The sequence below is a fragment of the Corynebacterium sp. MSK073 genome, from assembly GCF_030232085.1.
Lineage (GTDB): Bacteria > Actinomycetota > Actinomycetes > Mycobacteriales > Mycobacteriaceae > Corynebacterium.
On sequence record NZ_JASPIY010000009.1, the window covers coordinates 1 to 20,314 of the forward strand.

A 20,314-nucleotide genomic window follows, 5' to 3' on the forward strand; every position below is an offset into this window, starting at 1 on the left:
GCATGCGCTACAACACGCGCCGGCGGCACTCCTGGTGCAATCTTGTAGCGCCTGATGTCTTTGAAGCCGAGACTTCAGCTACACTGACTAAAGCAGCATAGCTAACCCCCGACGTGTCCACTTTCCGGGGGTCAGGCCCGAATTCAACTTCACTGAGGCTCTAACGTGGGATCCAGTCGCAGCGCGGACATCCACGGTTGGGCGTCGCGCACTCAACTGGGGTTATTTTATGAGGGGCCGAGAATTGGTCTTTCGCGGGCTATTGACTAATCTTTTGGGAGCGGAGTGTCGTAATATACGACATGACATCCGTGTGGGGCTATAGCTCAGTCGGTTAGAGCTCCGGACTCATAATCCGTCGGTCCCGGGTTCGAGCCCCGGTGGCCCCACGGTAGAAGGAGGCGTCGGCAAGCAATGCTGGCGCCTCCTTTTTAGTATTCGGTGTGCACACGCTCGGAGAAAATCGGTCTGGCGGTCAGCTCGATGCGGGTGCCGATATTTGTGTTTTCTGGGTTTCTGCAATGGACGGATTTTTGATTCGTGGCCATGATGCAGTGGAGATCGTAGCTCTCACCAGAGCTCGGGTTCTTTACAGTAATGTCGCTCTGCCAGGCTGCAGTAACGGTCGGATTGGGGGTTCGAGCCTGTATGTGGCATCCATTGCATGCTTATAAATGTCCAGGGCAAAGGCGCAATCGGTGGCATCGTCGGCGATGATTTGTGCGTAGTCACGAATGCCGCACATGCCGCCTACCTGCGCAGCGAGTGCGGAATCGTCGTCTTTCTCCGCTTTCTGCGGCTTAGAAAGCTTGGCAGTTGCGGAAGGTGCGGAATCGGTATCGGAATCGGCATCGGCAAGCGCACCGCTGTCTGAACTGGCGCTGTGCGGGCTAGTATCGGTGAAATTGGGCTCGTCGTCAGCGGGGGTGGACGAGCACCCAACCAGCAGGAGCGCCGGTAAGAGCGAGAGAATCTTTTTCATGCGGAATATAGGGGATAAACAGAAGGGGCAGTAGAACAGGAAAAGTGCAGCACCGCAGCTCATGTGGGCAGGCGAATTGCGCACGGGTGAGCAGTGCAGTCTAATAAACGGCATGACAGAAGTAGATCCGCTCATTGAGTCCCTCTATCGCTGGTCCGATGTCAGCGGTGTATTGCTGATGGGAATTATCGGCGGCACCATTGCGCGCAAGCGCGGATACGACATCATCGGGTTTTTCTTCATCGCGATGTTTTCTTCCCTGGGCGGGGGCATGGTGCGCGACGTGCTTATCAATCGCGGCACGGTAGCGGCGATGAGCGAGCCGGAGTACCTGTACCTGGCGTTTACTGGCGCGTTGATCGCGCGCTTTGTCTATTTCAAGGGAAAGACCTGGGATTATATCCAGGCGCATGGTGATGCCGTCGTTTCTGGCCTGTGGGCCGGCACTGGCGCGGTGAAAGCCATTACCTATGGGCTTCCGCCGATTCCGTGCATCATGATGGGTGTGTTTACCGCTACTGGCGGTTCCATGATTCGCGATATTGCTATGGGGCGCGAGCCCGCGGTCTTTGGCGATAATCAGCCGACGGTAATTCCGGCCATCGCTTGTGCGGTGATCGTGCTCGTGGGAAACCACTTCGATATGTTGGCCGTCGGCATGATCGTGGGGCCATTGGTGTCTATTTTCTTGGCGCTGCTGGGCATTTGGGCCGGGTGGCGCGTGCCCGCGAACCAGGAGTGGGCGCCGATAAATGATACGGCTGCGCAGGTTAAGGCGCTGGCGAAAAAGGCTGAGAATAAAAGCCGCGCGGTCGGGCGCAAGCTGGAGCCGCACCGCGTGCGCTCTTGGCGCCACCGGCAGATGGAAGAGGCGCTGCAGCGGCGCATCGAAAAGCAAGTGCGTTCCGGAAAGCGCCGCCAGGATGCGGCGGAGGAGGCCAGCGAGTTTTTGCAGTCCTTCGAATCTGATGTCGACCAGTTGAGTAGTGTCTCAGCTGAGTCCGAGGACATGGATTTTGGAGTGGACTTTAGCGGCGATTCCTATGAGGCGGAGGAGCAGACCTCCAGCGAGGAATCCCAGCGGCTGCTCGATACGATTCTGGAAGATGACAAACTTACCGATGAGTTGATTGATCGCCTGATGGACCGTTATCAATCGCGCGACTAGGTTTCTAAGCAGCTGCTTGCCGATGCCCCCTAAATTCCGGGTCTGGATTTCTGGCAGAAAACTGGCATCAATTTTTCAGCTAGGTGCCATATCCTAGAACCATGAACCTGAGGTATTTCTTTTTTGAGCTGTGGGGCCTCATCGTTGACCATGGCTTGCCGCTCATCGCATTCGTGATAATCGGCATTCTTTTGCCCCGCATGGGGCGCCTAGCCATCCGGATCATCGAACATAATTTGGATGAGCAAGAAGAATCCACGAAGGCGCGGCTGGCACTGACCGGAGCATTGGTCTACATCGTCCAAGCGGTTGCGTACTTCCTATTGGTCGCGGCCGCACTGACCAATCTCGGCGTTCCGGCGCTGGGTGCTGCGGTGCCTGCGACGATAGTTTCTGCCGCGGTTGGTTTTGGTGCCCAGTCCGTGATTTCGGATTTCCTCTCCGGATTTTTCATCCTGACGGAAAAGCAATTCGGCGTGGGTGACTATGTCTCCTTTGCCGGCATTCCTGGGGTGGAAGGCGATGTGGTGACGCTGACCCTGCGCACCACGAAGGTGCGCACCCCAACTGGTGAGCTGGTGACCATCCCCAATAGTTCCGCGGGCGTGGTGACCAACTATTCCAAGGAATGGTCCCGCGCGGTGGTCAATATCAACGTCCCGGTGCACGAGGGCGAATCCTTGCCGGAGATTACGAGCCGCGTCAAAGAGATTTCGGAGCGCGCTATTGAAGCCCCAGAGATCTCTGTCGATGTGGCCGGCGAGCTCACGGTTCTTCCCGCCACGCAATTGGTCAGCCCGCAGGTTGCCGGCCAGCCGTGGCAGGTGGGCTACCGCATCATGGTGACGGTTAATCCCGCCCGCCAGTGGTCCGTGGAGCGCGCTATCCGCTCGGCGTTGCTTTCGGAATTCTGGGACCACTACGGTTCCGCCATCGATTTTGATGAGCTGCAGGAACAGAAAAAGAAGAAGCCGGAGAGCCCAAAGCATGCCGCGGCGCAGTCTGCCAAAGACGCCTTGGATGCCGGGGAAGGCTCCCGCCCCAATACGCCAGTAGATGACCCCACGGTGGAAGAGGAAATGGCCCCAGAGGAAGTCGAGCTTGCTCAGACCAAGGTCGACGAACAAGCAGTCACGGATGAAGCGGGCGAAGACGCCGCGGAAGACGATGATAAATCACGCCGAAAGATCTGGCGCACGATTCAGACCAATACCCAATTCCAGAAGCTCGCCACCATCGGCGGGCGCGTGCGTGCCTCCACCACAGGCCTCGTGGCGGCCCTGATCGTCGTTGGCCTGCTCATCCTCGCGGCAAGCAACCCAGAGGAAGGGGAGGCTGGCTGGTTGTCGCCGGACTATTGGAAGGATCGCGATACGCAATCTTCCTCCGAGCAACCAACGGAATCTGAAGAGACTGTGCCTTCGGAAGACCCCCTTACTACCGGCACCCCAACTGAGCCGACGGATGCTGATTCAACACCGACGACCACCAATACGCCGACCGTTCCTAGCTACCCCAGCCAGGACCCCAATTCGACTCCTAATTCTGGGCATGGGCACGGCAGCAATCAGGATGGACCCGCTGACTCGAACAGCGATTCTGGCGATGGCCAAGGGAATGGAGATGGAGCCTCGGATGCAGACGGAAATAGCGGCGCGGCAAATAGCCAGCAGACCGCGATTCCTTCAGAACCCCACTAGACGCTAGTGCAAGCCGCCGTATACCTCGAGGCGGTCGGGCCAACGGCGATCGTTCTTCTCGTCTTGGTAGGTGACTCTTAAGGTATTGTCGCCATGTTTTCCACATATGAGTGCGCGACCATCTGATCCGATAAAACAGTAAAGGTCATAGGTCTTACCGGTGGTGGGGCTGGCGACGGAAATCTCGGTGCTATACGCGCCGTTGGCCTTCGGATCGGACTGCCGGAATGGATAGGAGTGCTTGATCGCCTCATCAAAAATAGCACCGGTAAACTCGCACGATGTATGCTCGCCGGCTTCGATGGTGTCTCCCTGGTCGGTATATCCGCAGTGGCCGCCAATTTTCCCAGCGTAAATCGTGTGATTTCCAGCTGGGGGAGCGTCATCATTCGAGCCGGCATCGCCATGTTCGGCACCTTCTTCATCGCCTTTTTCCGCGGTGGAGTCTGGAGTATTCTCCAGGGTTTCCGTCACGGTCGTAGGGGCCGTGGAAGCCTCGCTGGGCACAAAAGCAGGTTCGGGTTCGGCAGAATCGGAATCATCGGAGGTACCGCAGGCGCTCAGCATGGTAAGGGACAAGGCGGCAAGCATTAAGGAAGTGTGGCGTTTCAACATCATAAGAACGGGTAAAAATCGGCGGTGTGAACGGTGAAAACTTTAGCATTTAAACCAGCATCTAGCTGTGGATTTATAGGAAATGCGGCGAAAGGCGGAACAAATTTGATACCCGGGCTGTTTCAGTAGACATGACATCATTATTTACACCTTTGGAACTTGGCCGTTATACGTTGAATAACCGCGTGACCATGGCGCCGCTGACGCGTCAGCGTGCAGGTCACAGCGGTGTCCCCAGCGAGCTACACAAAAAGTACTATTCCCAGCGCGCTAGCGCCGGTCTCGTGGTGACGGAGGGAACCTTCCCCGCATGGACTAACCGCGCGTTCCCGGGTCAGGCGGGCATCGTCGATGACGAGCAAGCCGCTGGTTGGCGCGAGGTAGCCAATGAGGTACATGATAAGGACGGCGTGCTGTTCATGCAGATCATGCACGGCGGCCGTACCAGCCACCCAGATCTCATTGATGGCGCCCAGGCAGAGGCCCCAAGCGCGTTGGATTGGGACGGCCAGGTTCGCGGTTTTGCAGGCAAGATGGATGCGCCGGTGCCGCGCGCACTAGAGGCTGATGAGCTCCCGCGCATCGTTGAGGAATTTCGCGCTGCCGCACGCCGGGCCGTCGATGCCGGCGTTGATGGTGTAGAGATCCACAATGCGAATGGCTACCTGCTGCACGAATTCATGGCACCGTCTGCCAACCAGCGCGACGATGAATTTGGTGGCAGCCCAGAAAACCGGTGGCGCCTGCCAGAGATGGTCATTCGTGCTGTCGTAGATGAAATTGGTGCTGACCGCGTGGGCGTGCGTTTCTCCCCGGCCCACGTTGTACAAGGCATTGTTGAAGATGACGAGGCGGATATGTTGGCCACCTACGGCGGACTTTTGGACGCCATTGCCCCGCTGAACCTGGCTTATGTCTCCTTCCTGCACGCCGAGCCGGAAGGCGAGCTCATCTCGGCCTTGGCAAAGAAGGCCCGTGCCAATGGCGAAACCAAGGTCTTGATGAATGATGGTTTCGGCACTGTCACCACCAAGGAAGATGCCGAGAGCGAGCTGGAATTGGACCACGTGGATGCCGTTGTAGTGGGCCGTCAGCTCATTGCTAACCCGGACTTGGTACGCCGGTGGGAAGAAGGCCTGGCCCTTAATGAGCCAGATCAGGCCACGTTCTACGTCGGCGGCGAGCGCGGCTACATTGATTATGAAACTGCCGCGGACTAACGCGTAGTCCGCGGCAGGTAGGGGAAGAGAGCGCGAGTGATAGAGAGTGAAATATCCCAGAGAGGATCTTTCACTCTCTATATCGAACGTGCACCCAGCGAGCGTTAACAACTGCCCGCTAAAAATTAAGAACTAAATCCCTCATCCGGGCGCCATGTCAGCGTAATGGCTTCGTTTACTGCTGCGGTGGGGTTGAGCAGGTCCTCAACGCGCAGCCAGTGCATTTCCGCAGAATCCGGGCGGATGGTGACATAGCTATATCCGTGGTGATCGAGGTTTACGTGGCGTGTATGGGGGTTTGCCTCCAAAAGGTAGCGCTCTGCCAACGTGGAAAGCCCGTTGTCCTCGGGAAGGTGGAGCTGTTCGTTGACATTGGGGGCGGAGATAGATGAGCACACCATTTCGGCTCCGAAGATGCGCCCATCCTTGCTGATATTGTGTGCCCATTCGGAGTGAATATCCCCGGTAACAAAGAGGGCGTGGGAGTCGTGCTTGGCAAGGGCATCGATAAGCATCCGGCGTTCTGCCGAATAGCCATCCCATTGGTCGCCGTTGACGGGAATGCCGGTGATATTGGATGACAGTGAGGACGATACGGGTGCTAGCTTGTCGTCGCGCTGCAGGGTAGCCAGGTTCATGGGGGAGAACATGACGGAGTTGCCCAGCATATTCCACGCGGCGGCGGAGGTGTCGATCTTGTTGACCAGCCAGTCGTACTGCTCCGAACCGAGCATGCTTCGCCCCTCGGCGGCCATCCTGGCAGGGCCAAAGAGAATTTGCTTATCGCGGTATGTGCGCAGATCCATCATGGTCAGTTCCACGAGATCGCCAAAGGTCAAACACCGGTAGAGATGGCCATTATCGGATGGATTGCTTGCCCGTACCGGCATCCATTCAAAGTAGGCCTGCATCGCGGCATTGCGGCGATCGATCCAAGCGCCTTCCTTTCCCTCCGTGTGGTTATGGGCGCCGTCCCTCCAAGAATTGTCTGCGGTTTCGTGGTCGTCCCAGACCGCGATCCACGGCAGGGCAGCATGTGCTGCTTGGAGATTTTCATCGGTGCGGTAGCGGCCGAGGCGCGTGCGATAATCTTCCAGTGTCGTAATCTCGTGCGCGGGGTGGTGCAGGCGTACTGGACCGAAACCGGCGTACTCGCGCTGTGGGTATTCGTAAATATAGTCTCCCAGAAAAACCATATAATCTAGTTGCCCGGCTCGTCCGCGCTGAGCGATATCGCCATAGGCTTGAAAGAAACCGGACTCCCAGTTGGCACAGCTGGCTACACCGAAGGTTAGTTCTTCTGGGGATGCAGTAACCGCTGGTGCGGTTTTGGTGCGGCCTACGGGGGAGATTTTATCTTGGGCACGAAAGCGGAAGTAATACACGGATTCTGGTTCGAGGCCGTGAGGATCCACGTGGACCGTGTGATCTTGTGCGGGATCGGTGGTGACTTCGCCGCGCTTGACGATGTCCCTAAACTCCTCATCCCGCGCAATCTCCCATTCCACGGTGGTAGGCGCGCCTGCACCGGAGCCAGGCATCGCATCTGCATCTGGGGTCACGCGCGTCCACAAGACAACAGAATCTGGAATGGGATCTCCGGAGGCTACCCCGTGCAGGAAGGGGCGTTCACCGAGCGTGGGCTCTACCATGTGTGGTTCTGGGCGCGAGGAGAGGCTGCTTTGTGCATGAGCAGTGCTGGCGTTAGCCGTGCTGGCAGTGGTGGTCAGCGCCAAGGCGGCGCCGACTGTGCCGCTGGTTTGGAGGAATTTGCGGCGGTTGACATGAGACATCTCTGATTGCATGCTGTGGTTTCTGCTAGTCATATTCATAAGTTTTCTAAGATTGAAAGGGCTTGCAACCGCTCAGGCCGCATTACACCAGAAATTCCTTTATCAGTAACCACGGGTTTACCTCCGCACCGATCGGCACGCCTTATTCAGAGGTCTAGAGCACAGTAGGCTGGAAGATATGAGCGAGTTGCAGCAGATAAATCAATGGCCCGTAGATACCGTGGCCGGAGCATTGATCCACAGCGGTGAGGTGATAGACAAGGCAGGCGATACTTCGCGCCAATTTCCGGTTGCCTCCGTTACCAAGCTGGTATCGGCGTACGCGGTGATGATGGCCGTGGAGGAAGGCGCGGTGGATTTGAAGCAGCCCGCTGGTCCGGAGGGTTCGACCCTCGAGCATCTGCTCGCGCACGCCTCGGGTGTGAAGTTCGATTCGCGTGAACAACAAAAACCAGTGGGCGAGCGGCGCATCTATTCCTCTGCCGGTTATGAGTGGGGTGCAGAGATCGTTGAAGGTGCCACCGGCATCGAATTTGCAGAGTACCTGCGCGAAGGCGTGTGCGAGCCGCTTGGAATGTCCTCTACCCGCTTAGAGGACTCGGCAGGGCACGGCTTGGTTTCTACCGTGGAGGATCTCGCTGCATTTGCTGCCGAGGTCCACGACCCGCAGCTCCTGCACCCCAGTACCGTGGCCGATATGCGCCGCGTTCACTTTCCTGGTTTGCGCGGCATCGTACCCGGTTACGGGAGCTTTAAGGATTGCACCTGGGGGCTTGGATTTGAGATCCGCGGTGAGAAAGACCACTGGATGGGAGCCCTGCCTGCCGATGCCACCGGGCACTTCGGTATGTCCGGAACCTACCTCTGGCTGGCCGGCGACTACGCCATGGTGGCATTGACAGACCGAGATTTTGGTGATTGGGCAAAGCCACTGTGGAATGAAACCAATACAAAGATCTGGGAGGCGCTGTAAGGAGCTCCGTCGCAGATTTTCCTTAATAGGAAAACGAAAAAAGCTCCCCATTCCAGTGGAGTGGGGAGCTTAAAGCTGCTCTTTTTAGAACACCTGCAGACCGAGGCCTTCGAGGAACATGGCGAATTGGGTGAAGATGCCGTCAACGAGGGAGAGAATCTGGAATCCGAGAGCAGAAGAAAGATCAAACATAGGGGGTTCCTTTCAATAGGGAGAATTCAAACTGGATTGCTTGAATTTATCTCAGTATAAGCAGAGTGCGTGGATCGTGTCAAACTGTTTCTTAACACAAAATAAATGAATATCGACCGTTCTACTGATGGGGCGTGCGTCTCTTTTTCAAATCAGGGGATGAGAGTGGGGTTGGCGCCCGGCTACCCCCGCCGTGGGTTTACCACTTGGGACTTTTTGGAGAGCTTAGCCCCTAGGGGGACTGGGGTAGTTTTCGGCCGAGGCCCTAGGGGGTGAGCGCTATTGGGCAAGTGTTTCCGCTGCTAACTGCCTTGTGAGCGACTCGTACCGGGACGTTGTTTTAGAGAAAGCGGTTCAAGGGGTAAATTTCACAAATTTCACTGTTGTAACTTCAATTTCTTTAGTCACTTTAATTACAGTCTGGACTTTATGTTGAGGTTTAGATCTTGGGGGTTGAAGTGAAAGTTGAGGGTTGTAGAGGGTGGTGTGGCGCAGGAAAATTGGGTGCAGACGCAAAAGACAGTTCGTTGGGGAAGACGAAGCTCGTCTTGCACTGCGCCGCACGCCACGCGTGTGGATAGCAGTGGTGATTTGTCGAGGGAGATATCGGCTATGAATACTTGCGTCAATCCAGTGCCGGTTGATCAACCGGCCTCCAACTACACGTGGCCCAGCCGCAATGGTGCGGCCGTCGTGGTCACTGGTGTGCTGAAAATTTCTGGGATGCCGCGTGCGTTGCGCCCAGAGGTAGAACGCGCCATGGATCGGTGCATTCGCACCGAATCGGAGTTCATCGTCCCAGGCGATGACCCGCTGACCGCCCAGTGGTGTACTCGGTGGTACCGCGACGAGATCTCTATGGAGGCGCTCGTGCGCGGTGAGGCGACGGGTTCTGGAATGGATTCTGGCATCGGCATTGGCTGCCACCAGGTGCTTACCGGAACCGAGGTGGAGCTTGCCGCGCTTGAGAGCGCGGTGTGCTACCTTGCGCAGCGCTATGGCTTTAGCGCCACCGTGCGTTTTAGCTAAGACGCACGAGCGAATCGGCGCGAGCGCGGCCAAATTGAGCCCCGCCGCACGAGGTTGGTCGCGCAGCAGGGCTCCGTTTTAGGATTCCTCGTCGGCGAAGGGATCCATGATCTTATCGGGAATATCTGCAACCGACTTAAACACGGCGGTTGGGCGGTAAGGATAGCGGGAGATTTCGCGGTCATCGGAAATGCCGGAGCGCACCAATATGGAGCGCATGCCGGCCTCTAGGCCCGCCTTGACATCGGTATCCATGCGATCACCAATCATGATGGTGTTTTCAGAGTGAGCGCCGATGTGGTTGAGCGCTGAGCGCATCATGACAGGGTTGGGCTTTCCCACGTAGTAGGGCTCGCGGTGGGTAGCGGCGGTGATCAATGCGGCCACCGCGCCGGTTGCTGGGAGCACGCCCTCGGGAGCAGGACCCGTAACGTCTGGGTTCGTGGCGATGAAACGGGCGCCATTACGGATGAGGTTGATAGCGGTGGTAATCGCCTCAAAGGAGTAGGTGCGGGTTTCACCAAGGACCACAAAATCGGCGTCATCGTTGGTGAGGATCCAACCGGCCTCGTGTAGCGCAGTAGTCAGACCGGACTCTCCCACGACGTAGGCCTTGCTGGAGCTGGCCTGGGTGGCCAAGAAGTTTGCCGTCGCCGTGGCGGAGGTCCAGATACGCTCGGCCGGAATATCCAGTCCGGTATTGCGCAGCCGTGCCGCCAAGTCGCGCGGGGTGGACATGGAATTATTGGTGAGCACCATGTACTCAATGTCGTTATCTTTCAGCGTTTGAATAAATTTATCGGCGCCGGGGATCATTTCCCCTTCCTTGATGAGTACGCCGTCCATATCGGATAGGTAAGAAATCATTGGTGGTCCTCCAAATAGTCAACGATATCGCCGATGGTCTCGCAGTTAAGCATTGTTTCCTCAGTAAGTCGCACCTTAAAGAGCTCTTCTGCACGCACGGTGAGCTCTATAAGCTCGAGGGATTCCACGCCGACATCGGAAAGCGCGGTGTCCCTGCCAAGTTCGGCCTCGGTTCCGGTGACTTTGACGATGAGGGCGATGAGCTCGCCCAGCGTATCCCGATCTGGGTCGTGGTCCTTATCCGGGTCAGAACCCTGAAACTTTGCCTGCAATTGGGCGCTGAGGTCATTTGCCATAGTGACCAGTGTAGTAGCGATTGGTGCGTGACATAGGAGAAATAGGTTCACGCGGTACTGGTTAGGGGGATTGGGCGAAAAATAATTTAGGCGCTTCCAGCATTAAGCCGGAAGCGCCTGAGCTACATCTCCATGGTGGAGGTGCGGGCGATATTACTCGCCGCTATTAGGTGCAGTTGGATCATCCAACTTCAGCTCGGAGGCCGCCTTTTCTACGACGGAGCGCTCAATCTTGCCATCGCGGGCAAGGCCATCGAGCACGGCGACGACGATGGATTCCGCATCGTTGTTGAAGAAGCGGCGGGCACCCTCGCGTGTATCGGAGAAGCCGAAGCCGTCTGTGCCCAAGGTGATGTAGGTACCTGGGACGTAGGGGCGAATCTGCTCCTGCAGCTCGGTGGTGAAGTCCGAGACACCAACGAATGGGCCCTCGAAGTCCTTGAGCTGGGAGGTAGCAAATGCCTCGGAGGGCTCCTCGCCCTTGCGCAGCGCTTCCTTATTTCGGCGGGCACCGTCGCGGGCCAGCTCATTCCAAGAGGTCACGGAGAACAGCGATGCCTTGACATCGTAGTCCTCAGCCAGCATCTCCTGTGCGCGAAGAGCTTCGTGCACGCCGACGCCCGAAGCCAGGATATTGGCCGGGGTGGAGCCATTCTCGGCGGTATTGAAGTGGTAGATGCCCTTGTGCAGGCCCTCCACGTCCAAGTTCTCCGGCTCGGCCGGCTGGTGGACCGGCTCGTTGTACACGGTGAGGTAGTACATGACCGGCTCGTTGTCTTCGCCGTACATGCGCTCGATACCGCGCGCTACCAAGTGAGCAACCTCGAAACCGAAGGCTGGGTCATAAGAAATGACCGCCGGGTTGGTGGCTGCCAAGACAGGGGAGTGGCCATCCATGTGCTGCAGGCCCTCACCGGTCAGGGTGGTGCGGCCGGCGGTAGCGCCGATGATGAAGCCGCGGCCCATCTGGTCGCCGGCAGCCCAGAAGGCATCGCCAGTGCGCTGGAAGCCGAACATCGAGTAGAAGATGTACAGCGGGATCATTGCCTCACCCTGGGTGGCATAGGAGGTAGCGGCGGCGGTAAAGGATGCTGCCGCACCGGCCTCAGAAATACCCTCGTGCAGGATCTGACCATCGGTAGCCTCGCGGTAGGACAACATCAGGTCGTGGTCCACCGGCACATAGTTCTGGCCGCGGGGGTTCCAGATCTTCATGGTTGGGAACCAGGAGTCCATACCGAAGGTGCGAGCCTCATCTGGGATGATGGGCACGACGCGCTTGCCCAGTTCCTTATTGCGCATGACCTCCTTGAAGGTGCGCACCAAGGCCATGGTGGTAGCGACTTCTTGCTTGCCAGAGCCCTTGCGCACGGAGCGCAGCTTGTCCAAGGCAGGTGCTTCCAGCGGGGTGAAGTCCGCACGGCGCTCAGGCAGGAAGCCGCCGAGTTCTTTACGGCGCTCCAGCATGTACTTGATCTCCGGGGAATCCTTGCCCGGGTGGTAGTACGGCGGCAGGTAAGGATCCTTTTCCAGCTCTTCATCAGAGAAGGGGATCTCCTGCTTATCGCGGAAGTTCTTGAGATCCTCCAGCGTCAGCTTCTTCATCTGGTGGGTAGCGTTGCGGCCCTCGAAGTTGTGGCCCAAGCCGTAGCCCTTAATGGTGTGGGCCAAGATGACGGTCGGCTTGCCGGAGCCCTTGTTCTCCAGGGCGCGGGTATACGCTGCGTAGACCTTGCGGTAGTCGTGGCCGCCGCGGCGCAGCGCCCAGATTTCCTCATCGGAGACGTCTTCTACCAGCTTTGCGGTGCGCTCATCGCGGCCGAAGAAGTGCTCGCGCACATAAGCGCCGTCGTTTGCCTTGAAGGTCTGGTAGTCACCGTCAGAGGTGGTATTCATGACGTTGACGAGGGCACCTTCGGTGTCCTTTTCCAGCAGCTTGTCCCAGCCGCGGCCCCAAATGACCTTGATGACATCCCAGCCGGCGCCGCGGAAGAAGGACTCCAGCTCCTGGATGATCTGGGTATTACCGCGCACGGGGCCGTCGAGGCGCTGCAGGTTGCAGTTGACCACGAAGGTGAGGTTATCCAGCTCATACAGAGCGGCGGTTTGCAGCAGGCCGCGGGACTCTGGTTCGTCCATCTCGCCATCACCCAAGAAGGCCCAGACGTGCTGCTTGGAGGTGTCCTTGATGCCGCGAGTTTCCAGGTACTTATTAAAGCGTGCCTGGTAAATGGCGTTAATAGGCCCGAGACCCATGGACACGGTGGGGAACTCCCAGAACCATGGCATCAGGCGCGGGTGCGGGTAGGAGGGCAGACCCTTGCCTTCACCGAGGGAAACTTCCTGGCGGAAGCCGTCGAGGTCTTCTTCAGAGAGGCGGCCTTCCATGTAGGCGCGGGCGTACATGCCCGGGGAGGCGTGGCCTTGGAAGAAGACCTGGTCGCCGCCTGAAGGATCGTCCTTACCCTTGAAGAAGTGGTTGAGGCCGACCTCGTACAGTGGGGCGGCACCCGCATAGGTAGAGATATGGCCACCGACGCCGATGCCGGGGCGCTGCGCGCGGTGCACCATGATGGCAGCGTTCCAGCGGATCCAGCGGCGGTAGCGCTTTTCTAGTTCTTCATCGCCAGGAAATTCCGGCTCCATGTTGGTGGGAATGGTGTTGACGAAGTCCGTCGACGTCAACGAGGGAAGCTCCACGCGCTTGGCGGTGGCGCGCTCCAGAAGGCGCAGCATCAGGTAACGCGCGCGCTCTTGGTCAGAATGGTCCAGCAGACCATCGAGGGAATCCATCCACTCGCGAGTTTCTTCTGGGTCGCTGTCGTGAAGGTACGATGCAACACCATCGCGGATAAGCGGGAAGTTGGAATCGCCCTTGGCGGGGTCCTTCTCGGCCATGTAAACCTCCTAGTTAAGGGTCTGCAGAGTTTATCTCCTACGATACGCGTTCCCAGATCGCGAGTGGGAGTCTAGGCTGTCTAAATCGCGGCGCTTTCCGATGCACCCCCTATAACCTGCGGTTTGCTTCTCTCACCCAGCGTGCAAACGTGGGTAGTAGGCCCCTAAACGGCGCTAGTTGTCCCACAAAACAGACGCCGGTGTGAGCAGAAAAGGGCCTGCAAATTGGGGGGGAAAGGGGTGCTATAGCAAGTAAAAGACGCCCTGGGGCGTTAAACTACATGTAATAACACACGCCCTCCCTGCCAAGCACGGGCCGGGCGTGAGCAAGAATTCACCGAATAAGGAAGGAAATGCATAGTGGCTGACGCTGCAGTCAAGCTCGGAATCAAGGAAGGGCAAATCGCTCTAGAGCTTGGTTGGGACGAGGATTGTGATACCACAATCTCTGAATCTATCGAAGCCGTACTCGGTGAGGATTTCCTCGAAGAGGAAAATGATGAGCTGTGCGATGTAGTCCTTCTTTGGTGGCGCGAGGAAGACGGCGACCTCGTGGACGGTTTGGTGGATGCCAGCCGCCCCCTCGCGGATAATGGCTCCGTGTGGTTGCTGACTCCGGGTGCCGGCAAGCCGGGCACCGTCGAGCCTGGTCTCATCTCCGAATCGGCGCAGCTAGCCGGCTTGGTGCAGACCAAAGCTGAGCGCTTTGGCGAGTGGCAGGGTTCCTGCCTGGTACAGCGCGGCTACACCAAAAAATAGCCTTCACCAGCTGATTTGTGTAGCTTCACAATCCTGCGCTACTGTACATAACAGCGCAAGGGCGCATGCGGCTTTAGCTCAGCTGGAAGAGCAATTGGTTTACACCCAATAGGTCGGGGGTTCGATCCCCTCAGGCCGCACCAAATTAGACCCCGCTTTTCGAAAAATCGAAGAGGGGATCTTTAATATTTTTACTACAACCATGCGGCATCCGGCCTAAATGACATTTTGTGTTGGTGGGGTGTGTGGTTTAGAGCATGTGACCTTTGTATATTCCCATAGAGTGGTTGTAGCTAGAGTCGATGCCGCTGTTGAAACATGCTGGTCGGTCGTCTCCATGGCCGTTGGTGGCTTGTGCTGCTTGGTGTGTCCACTTTCCGGGGTCAGGACCGTATGATCGCGTTTAGGAAATAATTACTGTTTCACAGGATAATAAGGCGGTGAAACGGAAACGTGGCGGAAAGTATAGCTTTTGTTACTGATGCTCGGCTGGCTAGAGTAATTAAGATTCTCGATACAGCTGGGGAGTGCCTTAACCTAAAATCTGATGATGATTCCCAGGAAACTTACAGATTCAACACTCCGAGTGGTGCTTATGTAACTGCTTTTTGGGATTTGAAACCAGATATCGACGAATATGAAACGGTTGTCGATGTTTATGAACAAACTGATACTGGAGCGGCTGCGCGACTTTTTGAAGTAGTTGCTAGCTCCATAGAACAAAAAATTGTTTTGTTTGGTCCCGATTCTGATGAAGTAGTTGCAGAGTCAAATGCCTACTAACGGAAGGTTCCTGCTCGGCTTATGTCCTTATGCAGGTTGGGAACCTACACACAAACCATTAGACACTCTCAAACTCGGGGGACTTCAATTTTGGCATGGAATGGTTGGCCATCGCGCTGGGTATTCTTTCCACCTCATTGCTCACGGCAGGCCTAGCTGCGGTGATCGGTACCGCAGGTGTGGGAATTGGCGCGGTGCTTACTATCTTCCTTGGCAACCCACTCTCGGGCCTAGCCACCGGACCATGGTTGCTCCCTGCTGGCTGGGCTACCTTGGGGCAGTGGATGCCCATTGGCGCTACGGGGTACCTCGTGCGTTCCTTGTCTTATTTTGATGGCCAAGGCGCAGGACACGCGTGGTGGGTATTCGCGGCCTGGATCGCCGTAGGCTTCGCATTACTCATGTGGGACCGGTCTGCCAGCGCTACAGAATCGAGTGCGGGCCAGGTGAGCTCGGAAAGTTAGTAGCGCTCGCGGCGGCGCTTTTTCAGCTTGGCGTAGTGGTCCGGCTTGGAATCGCCGTAGCGGGAGCGGCTGCGCAGCTCGGTGGCAAGAGGTGCGGGATCGGTGTTGGCAGCGGCAGTGGTATCGGCGTCGGAGCCAGGTTCGCCGTTGGCGGAGGGGCTGGAGGTGGGGGCATCGGCAAGCGATTCCGCATCCGCATCGAGGGCCTGCATGGCGGCTTCTTCTTCGCGCAGGCGGCGGCGCTCGCGGATCTCGGACCAAATAAAGTAGCCCAAACCCAGCGGGGCCATGATGCCAAAGGCAATCCACTGGTAGCCGTAGGAGAGGTGGTTGCCGCGGTCGAGCTGCGGGATGGGCATGGCGTTGAGGACGCCCGGCTGATCCTCGGAGAGCTGGATATAGTCTTGGCCTAAGTCAGCACCGATAAGCGAGCCCACCTGCTCGGTGTGGATGGAATAGACTTGCTGGTAGCCCTCCTGCGTGATGGGGGCGGTTTTGTGCTCGGCCTCATTCGAGCGCACCATGCCGGTAATCGTTATCTCTTCGGAGGGGGCAGGCGGAATATCCGGCACCGCATTGCCCTCCTCAGCGCTGACCCATCCGCGGTTAACCAGCATGGTCAGGCCCGCATCGGTGCGGAAAGGAACCAAGGACTGATAGGACGGGCCGGAACCGGCGGGGCGCAGGCGAAGCAGCACCTCATCCTCGGGCAGGTAGTGGCCCTTCAGAGTGGTGCGGGACCATTCATCGCCAGAGATGGCTCCATCAGCGTCCACGACCTGGTCAATCGGCTGCGGATCGGCTTCGTAGGCGTGGGTGATGTTTTCATTGCGTTCCACAATGTCATCGTCCTTTCCCAATTGCCATGGGGCAAGGACACTAAAGGCCAGGTAGGAAAATGCCACCACGAAAAGCAGCATGAGCACCCAGCCAGGCTTGAGGAACGTCTTTAGCATGCCCCCAAGTCTAGTCGTGGTTTTCGCGAATCCAATCCAGCAGGCCGGGGACGGCGGCTTCGATATTCTTGCGCGCGGTTTCGAAGTCTTCTTCGGTGCCGTAGTAGGGGTCTGCGACCTCTGCGCCTTCCGGAGAATTGGGATCGAAGCTGCGCATCAGCCGAACCTTGGCGGGGTCGATGCCCAGATCGATGAGCGAATCATAGTGCCCGGAGTCCATCGCGATGAAGAGATCGGCGTCCATGTGCTCTTCGCCCAATTTGGATGCGCGGTGGGAGGCCCCATCGTGTCCGGCGCGGCGTAATTCTGCCACGGCCCGCTCATCCGCGCCTTGCCCCACGTGCCAGCCGCCGAGCCCGCAGGAATCCACGGTGGCGAGGAGATCGAGCATGTCATCTTCCATTTCATCGCGAACGATGATTTCGGCCATGGGCGAGCGGCAAATATTGCCGGTGCACACAAAGACGAGGTAGAGACCCGAGTGAGAAGAAGATTCAGTCATGCGAAAACCCTTTGCGCAGATAGTACTGTAGTGCGGGAGACAGGATATAGCACTAGCGTAATTTACAAGAATCGAGCATAAAGGAGTATCCCCATGTCTGCTGTGCGAGTGGGCGATGTGCGCCGCGTTTTGGACAAGGCCTATCCGCCCCATTTGGCCGAAAAGTGGGATGCCGTAGGCCTTATTTGCGGCGATCCCGCAGACGAGGTGCGCACCGTTGCCTTTGCTTTGGACTGCACCCAAGAGGTTGCGGACCGCGCGGTTGAGCTCGGCGCGGATATGTTGGTAGTCCACCACCCGCTGCTACTGCGCGGCGTGGAATCAGTGGCGGCCGATACGCCCAAGGGCAAGGTTGTCCATACCCTGATTAAAAATGGCGTGGCGCTTTTTGCCGCCCACACCAACGCCGATAAGGCCCGGCCAGGGGTTAACGATAAACTCGCGGAACTCGTGGGCATTACTCCGGGGCGGCCCATCGTGCCGGAGGCCCCAGAGACTATCGATAAGTGGGGAGTGCATATTCCTGCAGGCAGTGCGGAGCAGGTAAAGCAGGCGCTTTTCGATGCCGGCGCGGGCCACATCGGCGCCTATTCTCACTGCTCCTTTGATATCTCGGGAGCAGGCCAATTCAAGCCGGAGGAGGGCGCGGACCCGGTAGAAGGGGACATCGGCAAGCTGCATCGCGGCGACGAGGTACGGGTGGAATTTGTGGCTCCCGCCTCCTTGCGGGCCACGCTGATTGCGGCGCTGCACGAGGCGCACCCGTATGAGGTGCCCGCCTATGACATCGTGGAAACGGCCGGAAGCGGCAACCTTGATACCGCGCTGGGCCTGGGGCGCTTGGGCGAGCTGCCCCGCGAGATGACCCTGCGGGAGTTTACGCAGCAGGTGGCCAATGCCCTGCCCGAGACCGCGTGGGGCATCCGGGCCGCCGGCGACCCAGAACAGACTGTGCGCACCGTGGCGGTTTCGTCCGGCGCCGGGGATTCCTTCCTGGCAGCTGCGTCAAAGCTGGGCGTCGATGTCTATGTCACCTCCGATCTGCGCCACCACCCAGTGGACGAGCATTTGCGCGCCGGGGGACCGGCCGTCATCGATACGGCCCACTGGGCCAGCGAATTTCCCTGGACGGCGCAAGCAAGCGATATCGTAGAAGCAGCATTAGAACTAGATACGGAAATTATTAGCCTGCGAACTGATCCGTGGACTATCTCCGCGCACCCAAAGGAGTCATAAGTGAAACTATCGCAAGAACTACAGCCGGTACTGCTGGAATTGGCCAACCTGGAACGCTCGCAAGGCATTGGCGGGGAAAAAGAGCTGCCAGAAAAGGTCGAGTATGACAAGGCACAACAGGAACACAAGCGCTTGCTCGATGCCTCCGGTTCCGCGCAGATGGCAGTCGATGACATGGAAAATGAAATCCTGCGCATCCAGGCCGATGAGCGCAAGCTGCGTCGGCGCGAACGCGATGACAAGCGCCAGCTCGGCGCCGAATTGGATACCGAAAAGCGCAAGGACATCGAGCACGATCTCTACGCCACCAAGTCCCGCATCGCGGATTTGATGAGTGAGCTGCAAGAAGCCCACAACGAGATCCACGCGCTGCGCTCCAACTTGGACGTCCACGGCGCGCGCGTCTCGGATTCCGAGCGCAAGCTGGACATGCTGCGCCGCGCCGCCGACGCCGCCCAAGAGGCCGCGGATAACCAGCCCGACCCCGCCGTGCGCATTGCGGATTTGCGCGAGCAGTTGCCCTCCGATGTCCTCGAGGAATACGACGCGCAGCGGCAAGAAAACGGCGTCGGCGCAGCGCAGTTTAAGGCCAACCGGGCCTGCGGTGGCTGCTTTATCGTCTTGCCACCCGCCGATAAAAATGCCGTACGCAATGCGCCTGCCGATGAGTTGCCGCAATGCAGCGACTGCGGTTCCTACCTGGTGCGCCTGGCATCATGAAAGTCATCGTCTACGCCGATGGCGGCTCCCGCGGCAATCCTGGAGTAGCCGGTTCAGGCACCGTCGTTTATGCCGCGGATGGCACAACCATCCTGCGCGAAATCGTCTATGTGGTAGGCACCAAGGCCACCAATAATGTGGCCGAGTACCACGGCTTATTGCGCGGGCTCGAGGCCGCCTCCGAGCTCGGTGCCAGTGAGGTGGAGTTCTATATGGATTCCAAGCTCGTCGTGGAACAGATCAACGGGCGCTGGAAAATCAAGCATCCGGATATGCAAAAGCTGGCCCTTAAGGCCCGCACGCTTATCGACGGCTTTTCTTCCTTCAGCCTCGAGTGGGTCCCGCGCGCGAAAAACAAGGTGGCGGATGCGCTATCCAATGACGCGATGGACGCGGCCGCGGCGGGGCACAAGGTGGGCATCGTCAAGAGCGAGACCGACGAGCCTGCCGCCGAATCCTTGTCCGATGCCGCGCCAGCTAAGGGCGAGCAGGAATGGGATACCTCCGCGCCGCACCCTTCCGACTGGCTGGGCGAGCGCGGCGATACAACCCGGTTCATTCTGCTGCGCCATGGCCAAACCGAAATGTCTGCCGCCAAGCAATACTCTGGCCGCGCCAATCCGGAGCTTACGGAACTGGGTAAAAAGCAGGCGCTGGCCGCCGCGCAGGCCCTTGCCGGTACCACCATCGACGCCATCGTGTGCTCGCCGCTTAAGCGCTGCCAAGAAACGGCGGCCGCAGTCGCGCATGGCCGCGATATCGGCGTAGTGACCGAAGAGGGCCTGAGCGAGGTGGACTTTGGCGAGTGGGAAGGAAAGACCGCGGCCGAAGCGCACCGGCGCGACCCTGAGATCCACGAGCAATGGCTCCACGATGCCGCTACACCGTGCCCCGGCGGGGAGTCGCTGCAGGCCGTCAACCGCCGCGTGCGGGCTGCCCGCAAGGAATTGCAGCGGCGCTATAGCGGCAAGACGGTGCTGATTGTCAGCCACGTCAACCCCATCAAATCCTTCCTCTGCCAGGCCCTAAACGCAGGACCTGCCACCTTCCAACACCTGTTTTTGGATCTGGCGGCGCTATCGGATGTCGAGTTCTGGGACGGCGGCTCTATGGTGCATGGATTCAACGATGTGGGACACCTGGAGGGGCTGCGCTAGACTA

The 20,314-nt window shown here is 58.2% G+C and carries 19 protein-coding genes and 2 tRNA genes; 13 read left to right on the plus strand and 8 right to left on the minus strand.

The window, feature by feature from the left end:
• The first annotated feature begins 315 nt into the window (after positions 1–315).
• Positions 316–389: transfer RNA gene (locus QP970_RS07220), tRNA-Ile, on the plus strand.
• 200 nt (positions 390–589) lie between these two features.
• Here the strand turns inward: QP970_RS07220 and QP970_RS07225 are convergent.
• The gene (locus QP970_RS07225) at positions 590–982 is read right to left on the minus strand and encodes a hypothetical protein (protein ID WP_284869803.1); all 393 of its coding nucleotides are present in this window, start codon (positions 980–982) and stop codon (positions 590–592) included.
• Positions 983–1,094: 112 nt separating this feature from the next.
• On the opposite strand from QP970_RS07225, the gene QP970_RS07230 reads away from it, so the two are divergent.
• The gene (locus QP970_RS07230) at positions 1,095–2,150 is read left to right on the plus strand and encodes a trimeric intracellular cation channel family protein (RefSeq protein WP_284869804.1); all 1,056 of its coding nucleotides are present in this window, start codon (positions 1,095–1,097) and stop codon (positions 2,148–2,150) included.
• A gap of 101 nt (positions 2,151–2,251) precedes the next feature.
• A complete protein-coding gene (locus QP970_RS07235; protein WP_284869805.1) occupies positions 2,252–3,850 on the plus strand; it encodes a mechanosensitive ion channel family protein in 1,599 nt (532 codons plus the stop codon).
• 3 nt (positions 3,851–3,853) lie between these two features.
• Here the strand turns inward: QP970_RS07235 and QP970_RS07240 are convergent, their stop codons facing one another.
• Positions 3,854–4,441, minus strand: a complete 588-nt coding sequence (locus tag QP970_RS07240; protein ID WP_284869806.1) for a hypothetical protein — start codon at positions 4,439–4,441, stop codon at positions 3,854–3,856.
• Between the two features lie 155 nt (positions 4,442–4,596).
• Between QP970_RS07240 and QP970_RS07245 the strand changes: the two genes are divergently transcribed.
• Positions 4,597–5,685 carry an alkene reductase gene (locus QP970_RS07245; RefSeq protein ID WP_284869807.1) on the plus strand — a complete coding sequence of 363 codons (1,089 nt, stop codon included), beginning with the start codon at positions 4,597–4,599 and terminating at the stop codon, positions 5,683–5,685.
• Between the two features lie 125 nt (positions 5,686–5,810).
• On the opposite strand, the gene QP970_RS07250 is transcribed toward QP970_RS07245, so the two are convergent.
• A complete protein-coding gene (locus QP970_RS07250; protein WP_284869808.1) occupies positions 5,811–7,511 on the minus strand; it encodes an alkaline phosphatase D family protein in 1,701 nt (566 codons plus the stop codon).
• A gap of 145 nt (positions 7,512–7,656) precedes the next feature.
• On the opposite strand from QP970_RS07250, the gene QP970_RS07255 reads away from it, so the two are divergent.
• Positions 7,657–8,451 (plus strand): serine hydrolase domain-containing protein, encoded by a 795-nt coding sequence (locus QP970_RS07255; protein ID WP_284869809.1) that lies wholly within the window; start codon positions 7,657–7,659, stop codon positions 8,449–8,451.
• Positions 8,452–9,255: 804 nt separating this feature from the next.
• A complete protein-coding gene (locus QP970_RS07260) occupies positions 9,256–9,672 on the plus strand; it encodes a hypothetical protein (RefSeq protein WP_284869810.1) in 417 nt (138 codons plus the stop codon).
• A 78-nt stretch (positions 9,673–9,750) separates the two neighbouring features.
• Here QP970_RS07260 and QP970_RS07265 read toward each other — a convergent pair whose 3' ends face one another.
• From QP970_RS07265 to aceE, 3 genes are all read right to left on the minus strand, one after another.
• Complete coding sequence (locus QP970_RS07265; protein WP_239269712.1) at positions 9,751–10,539, minus strand: HAD-IIA family hydrolase; 789 nt, start codon at positions 10,537–10,539, stop codon at positions 9,751–9,753.
• Entirely contained in the window at positions 10,536–10,835 is a 300-nt protein-coding gene (locus QP970_RS07270) for an acyl carrier protein (RefSeq protein ID WP_284869811.1), read from the minus strand. The genes QP970_RS07265 and QP970_RS07270 overlap by 4 nt, the downstream gene beginning before the upstream one ends.
• A gap of 153 nt (positions 10,836–10,988) precedes the next feature.
• Complete coding sequence (gene aceE, locus QP970_RS07275; RefSeq protein ID WP_284869812.1) at positions 10,989–13,733, minus strand: pyruvate dehydrogenase (acetyl-transferring), homodimeric type; 2,745 nt, start codon at positions 13,731–13,733, stop codon at positions 10,989–10,991.
• 360 nt (positions 13,734–14,093) lie between these two features.
• On the opposite strand from aceE, the gene QP970_RS07280 reads away from it, so the two are divergent.
• The 4 genes from QP970_RS07280 (at position 14,094) to QP970_RS07295 (ending at position 15,739) form a co-directional block, all read left to right on the plus strand.
• On the plus strand, positions 14,094–14,492 hold the full coding sequence (locus QP970_RS07280; RefSeq protein WP_023029051.1) for a DUF3052 domain-containing protein: 399 nt from the start codon (positions 14,094–14,096) through the stop codon (positions 14,490–14,492).
• A gap of 67 nt (positions 14,493–14,559) precedes the next feature.
• Positions 14,560–14,635, plus strand: a tRNA-Val gene (locus QP970_RS07285).
• A 310-nt stretch (positions 14,636–14,945) separates the two neighbouring features.
• Positions 14,946–15,275 carry a hypothetical protein gene (locus QP970_RS07290; protein WP_284869813.1) on the plus strand — a complete coding sequence of 110 codons (330 nt, stop codon included), beginning with the start codon at positions 14,946–14,948 and terminating at the stop codon, positions 15,273–15,275.
• Between the two features lie 95 nt (positions 15,276–15,370).
• Positions 15,371–15,739, plus strand: a complete 369-nt coding sequence (locus QP970_RS07295) for a hypothetical protein (protein ID WP_284869814.1) — start codon at positions 15,371–15,373, stop codon at positions 15,737–15,739.
• Here the strand turns inward: QP970_RS07295 and QP970_RS07300 are convergent.
• Positions 15,736–16,695: an SURF1 family cytochrome oxidase biogenesis protein gene (locus QP970_RS07300; RefSeq protein ID WP_284869815.1), complete on the minus strand. Its 960-nt coding sequence runs from the start codon at positions 16,693–16,695 to the stop codon at positions 15,736–15,738. The genes QP970_RS07295 and QP970_RS07300 overlap by 4 nt on opposite strands.
• A 10-nt stretch (positions 16,696–16,705) precedes the next feature.
• Positions 16,706–17,197, minus strand: a complete 492-nt coding sequence (locus tag QP970_RS07305) for a low molecular weight protein-tyrosine-phosphatase (protein WP_284869816.1) — start codon at positions 17,195–17,197, stop codon at positions 16,706–16,708.
• A 93-nt stretch (positions 17,198–17,290) separates the two neighbouring features.
• On the opposite strand from QP970_RS07305, the gene QP970_RS07310 reads away from it, so the two are divergent.
• Genes QP970_RS07310 through QP970_RS07320 form a run of 3 tightly spaced genes read left to right on the plus strand, consistent with a single transcriptional unit; the run spans position 17,291 to position 20,310 of the window.
• The gene (locus QP970_RS07310) at positions 17,291–18,433 is read left to right on the plus strand and encodes a Nif3-like dinuclear metal center hexameric protein (protein WP_284869817.1); all 1,143 of its coding nucleotides are present in this window, start codon (positions 17,291–17,293) and stop codon (positions 18,431–18,433) included.
• On the plus strand, positions 18,434–19,153 hold the full coding sequence (locus QP970_RS07315; protein WP_284869818.1) for a zinc ribbon domain-containing protein: 720 nt from the start codon (positions 18,434–18,436) through the stop codon (positions 19,151–19,153).
• Entirely contained in the window at positions 19,150–20,310 is a 1,161-nt protein-coding gene (locus QP970_RS07320; RefSeq protein WP_284869842.1) for a bifunctional RNase H/acid phosphatase, read from the plus strand. The genes QP970_RS07315 and QP970_RS07320 overlap by 4 nt, the downstream gene beginning before the upstream one ends.
• Positions 20,311–20,314: the final 4 nt, after the last annotated feature.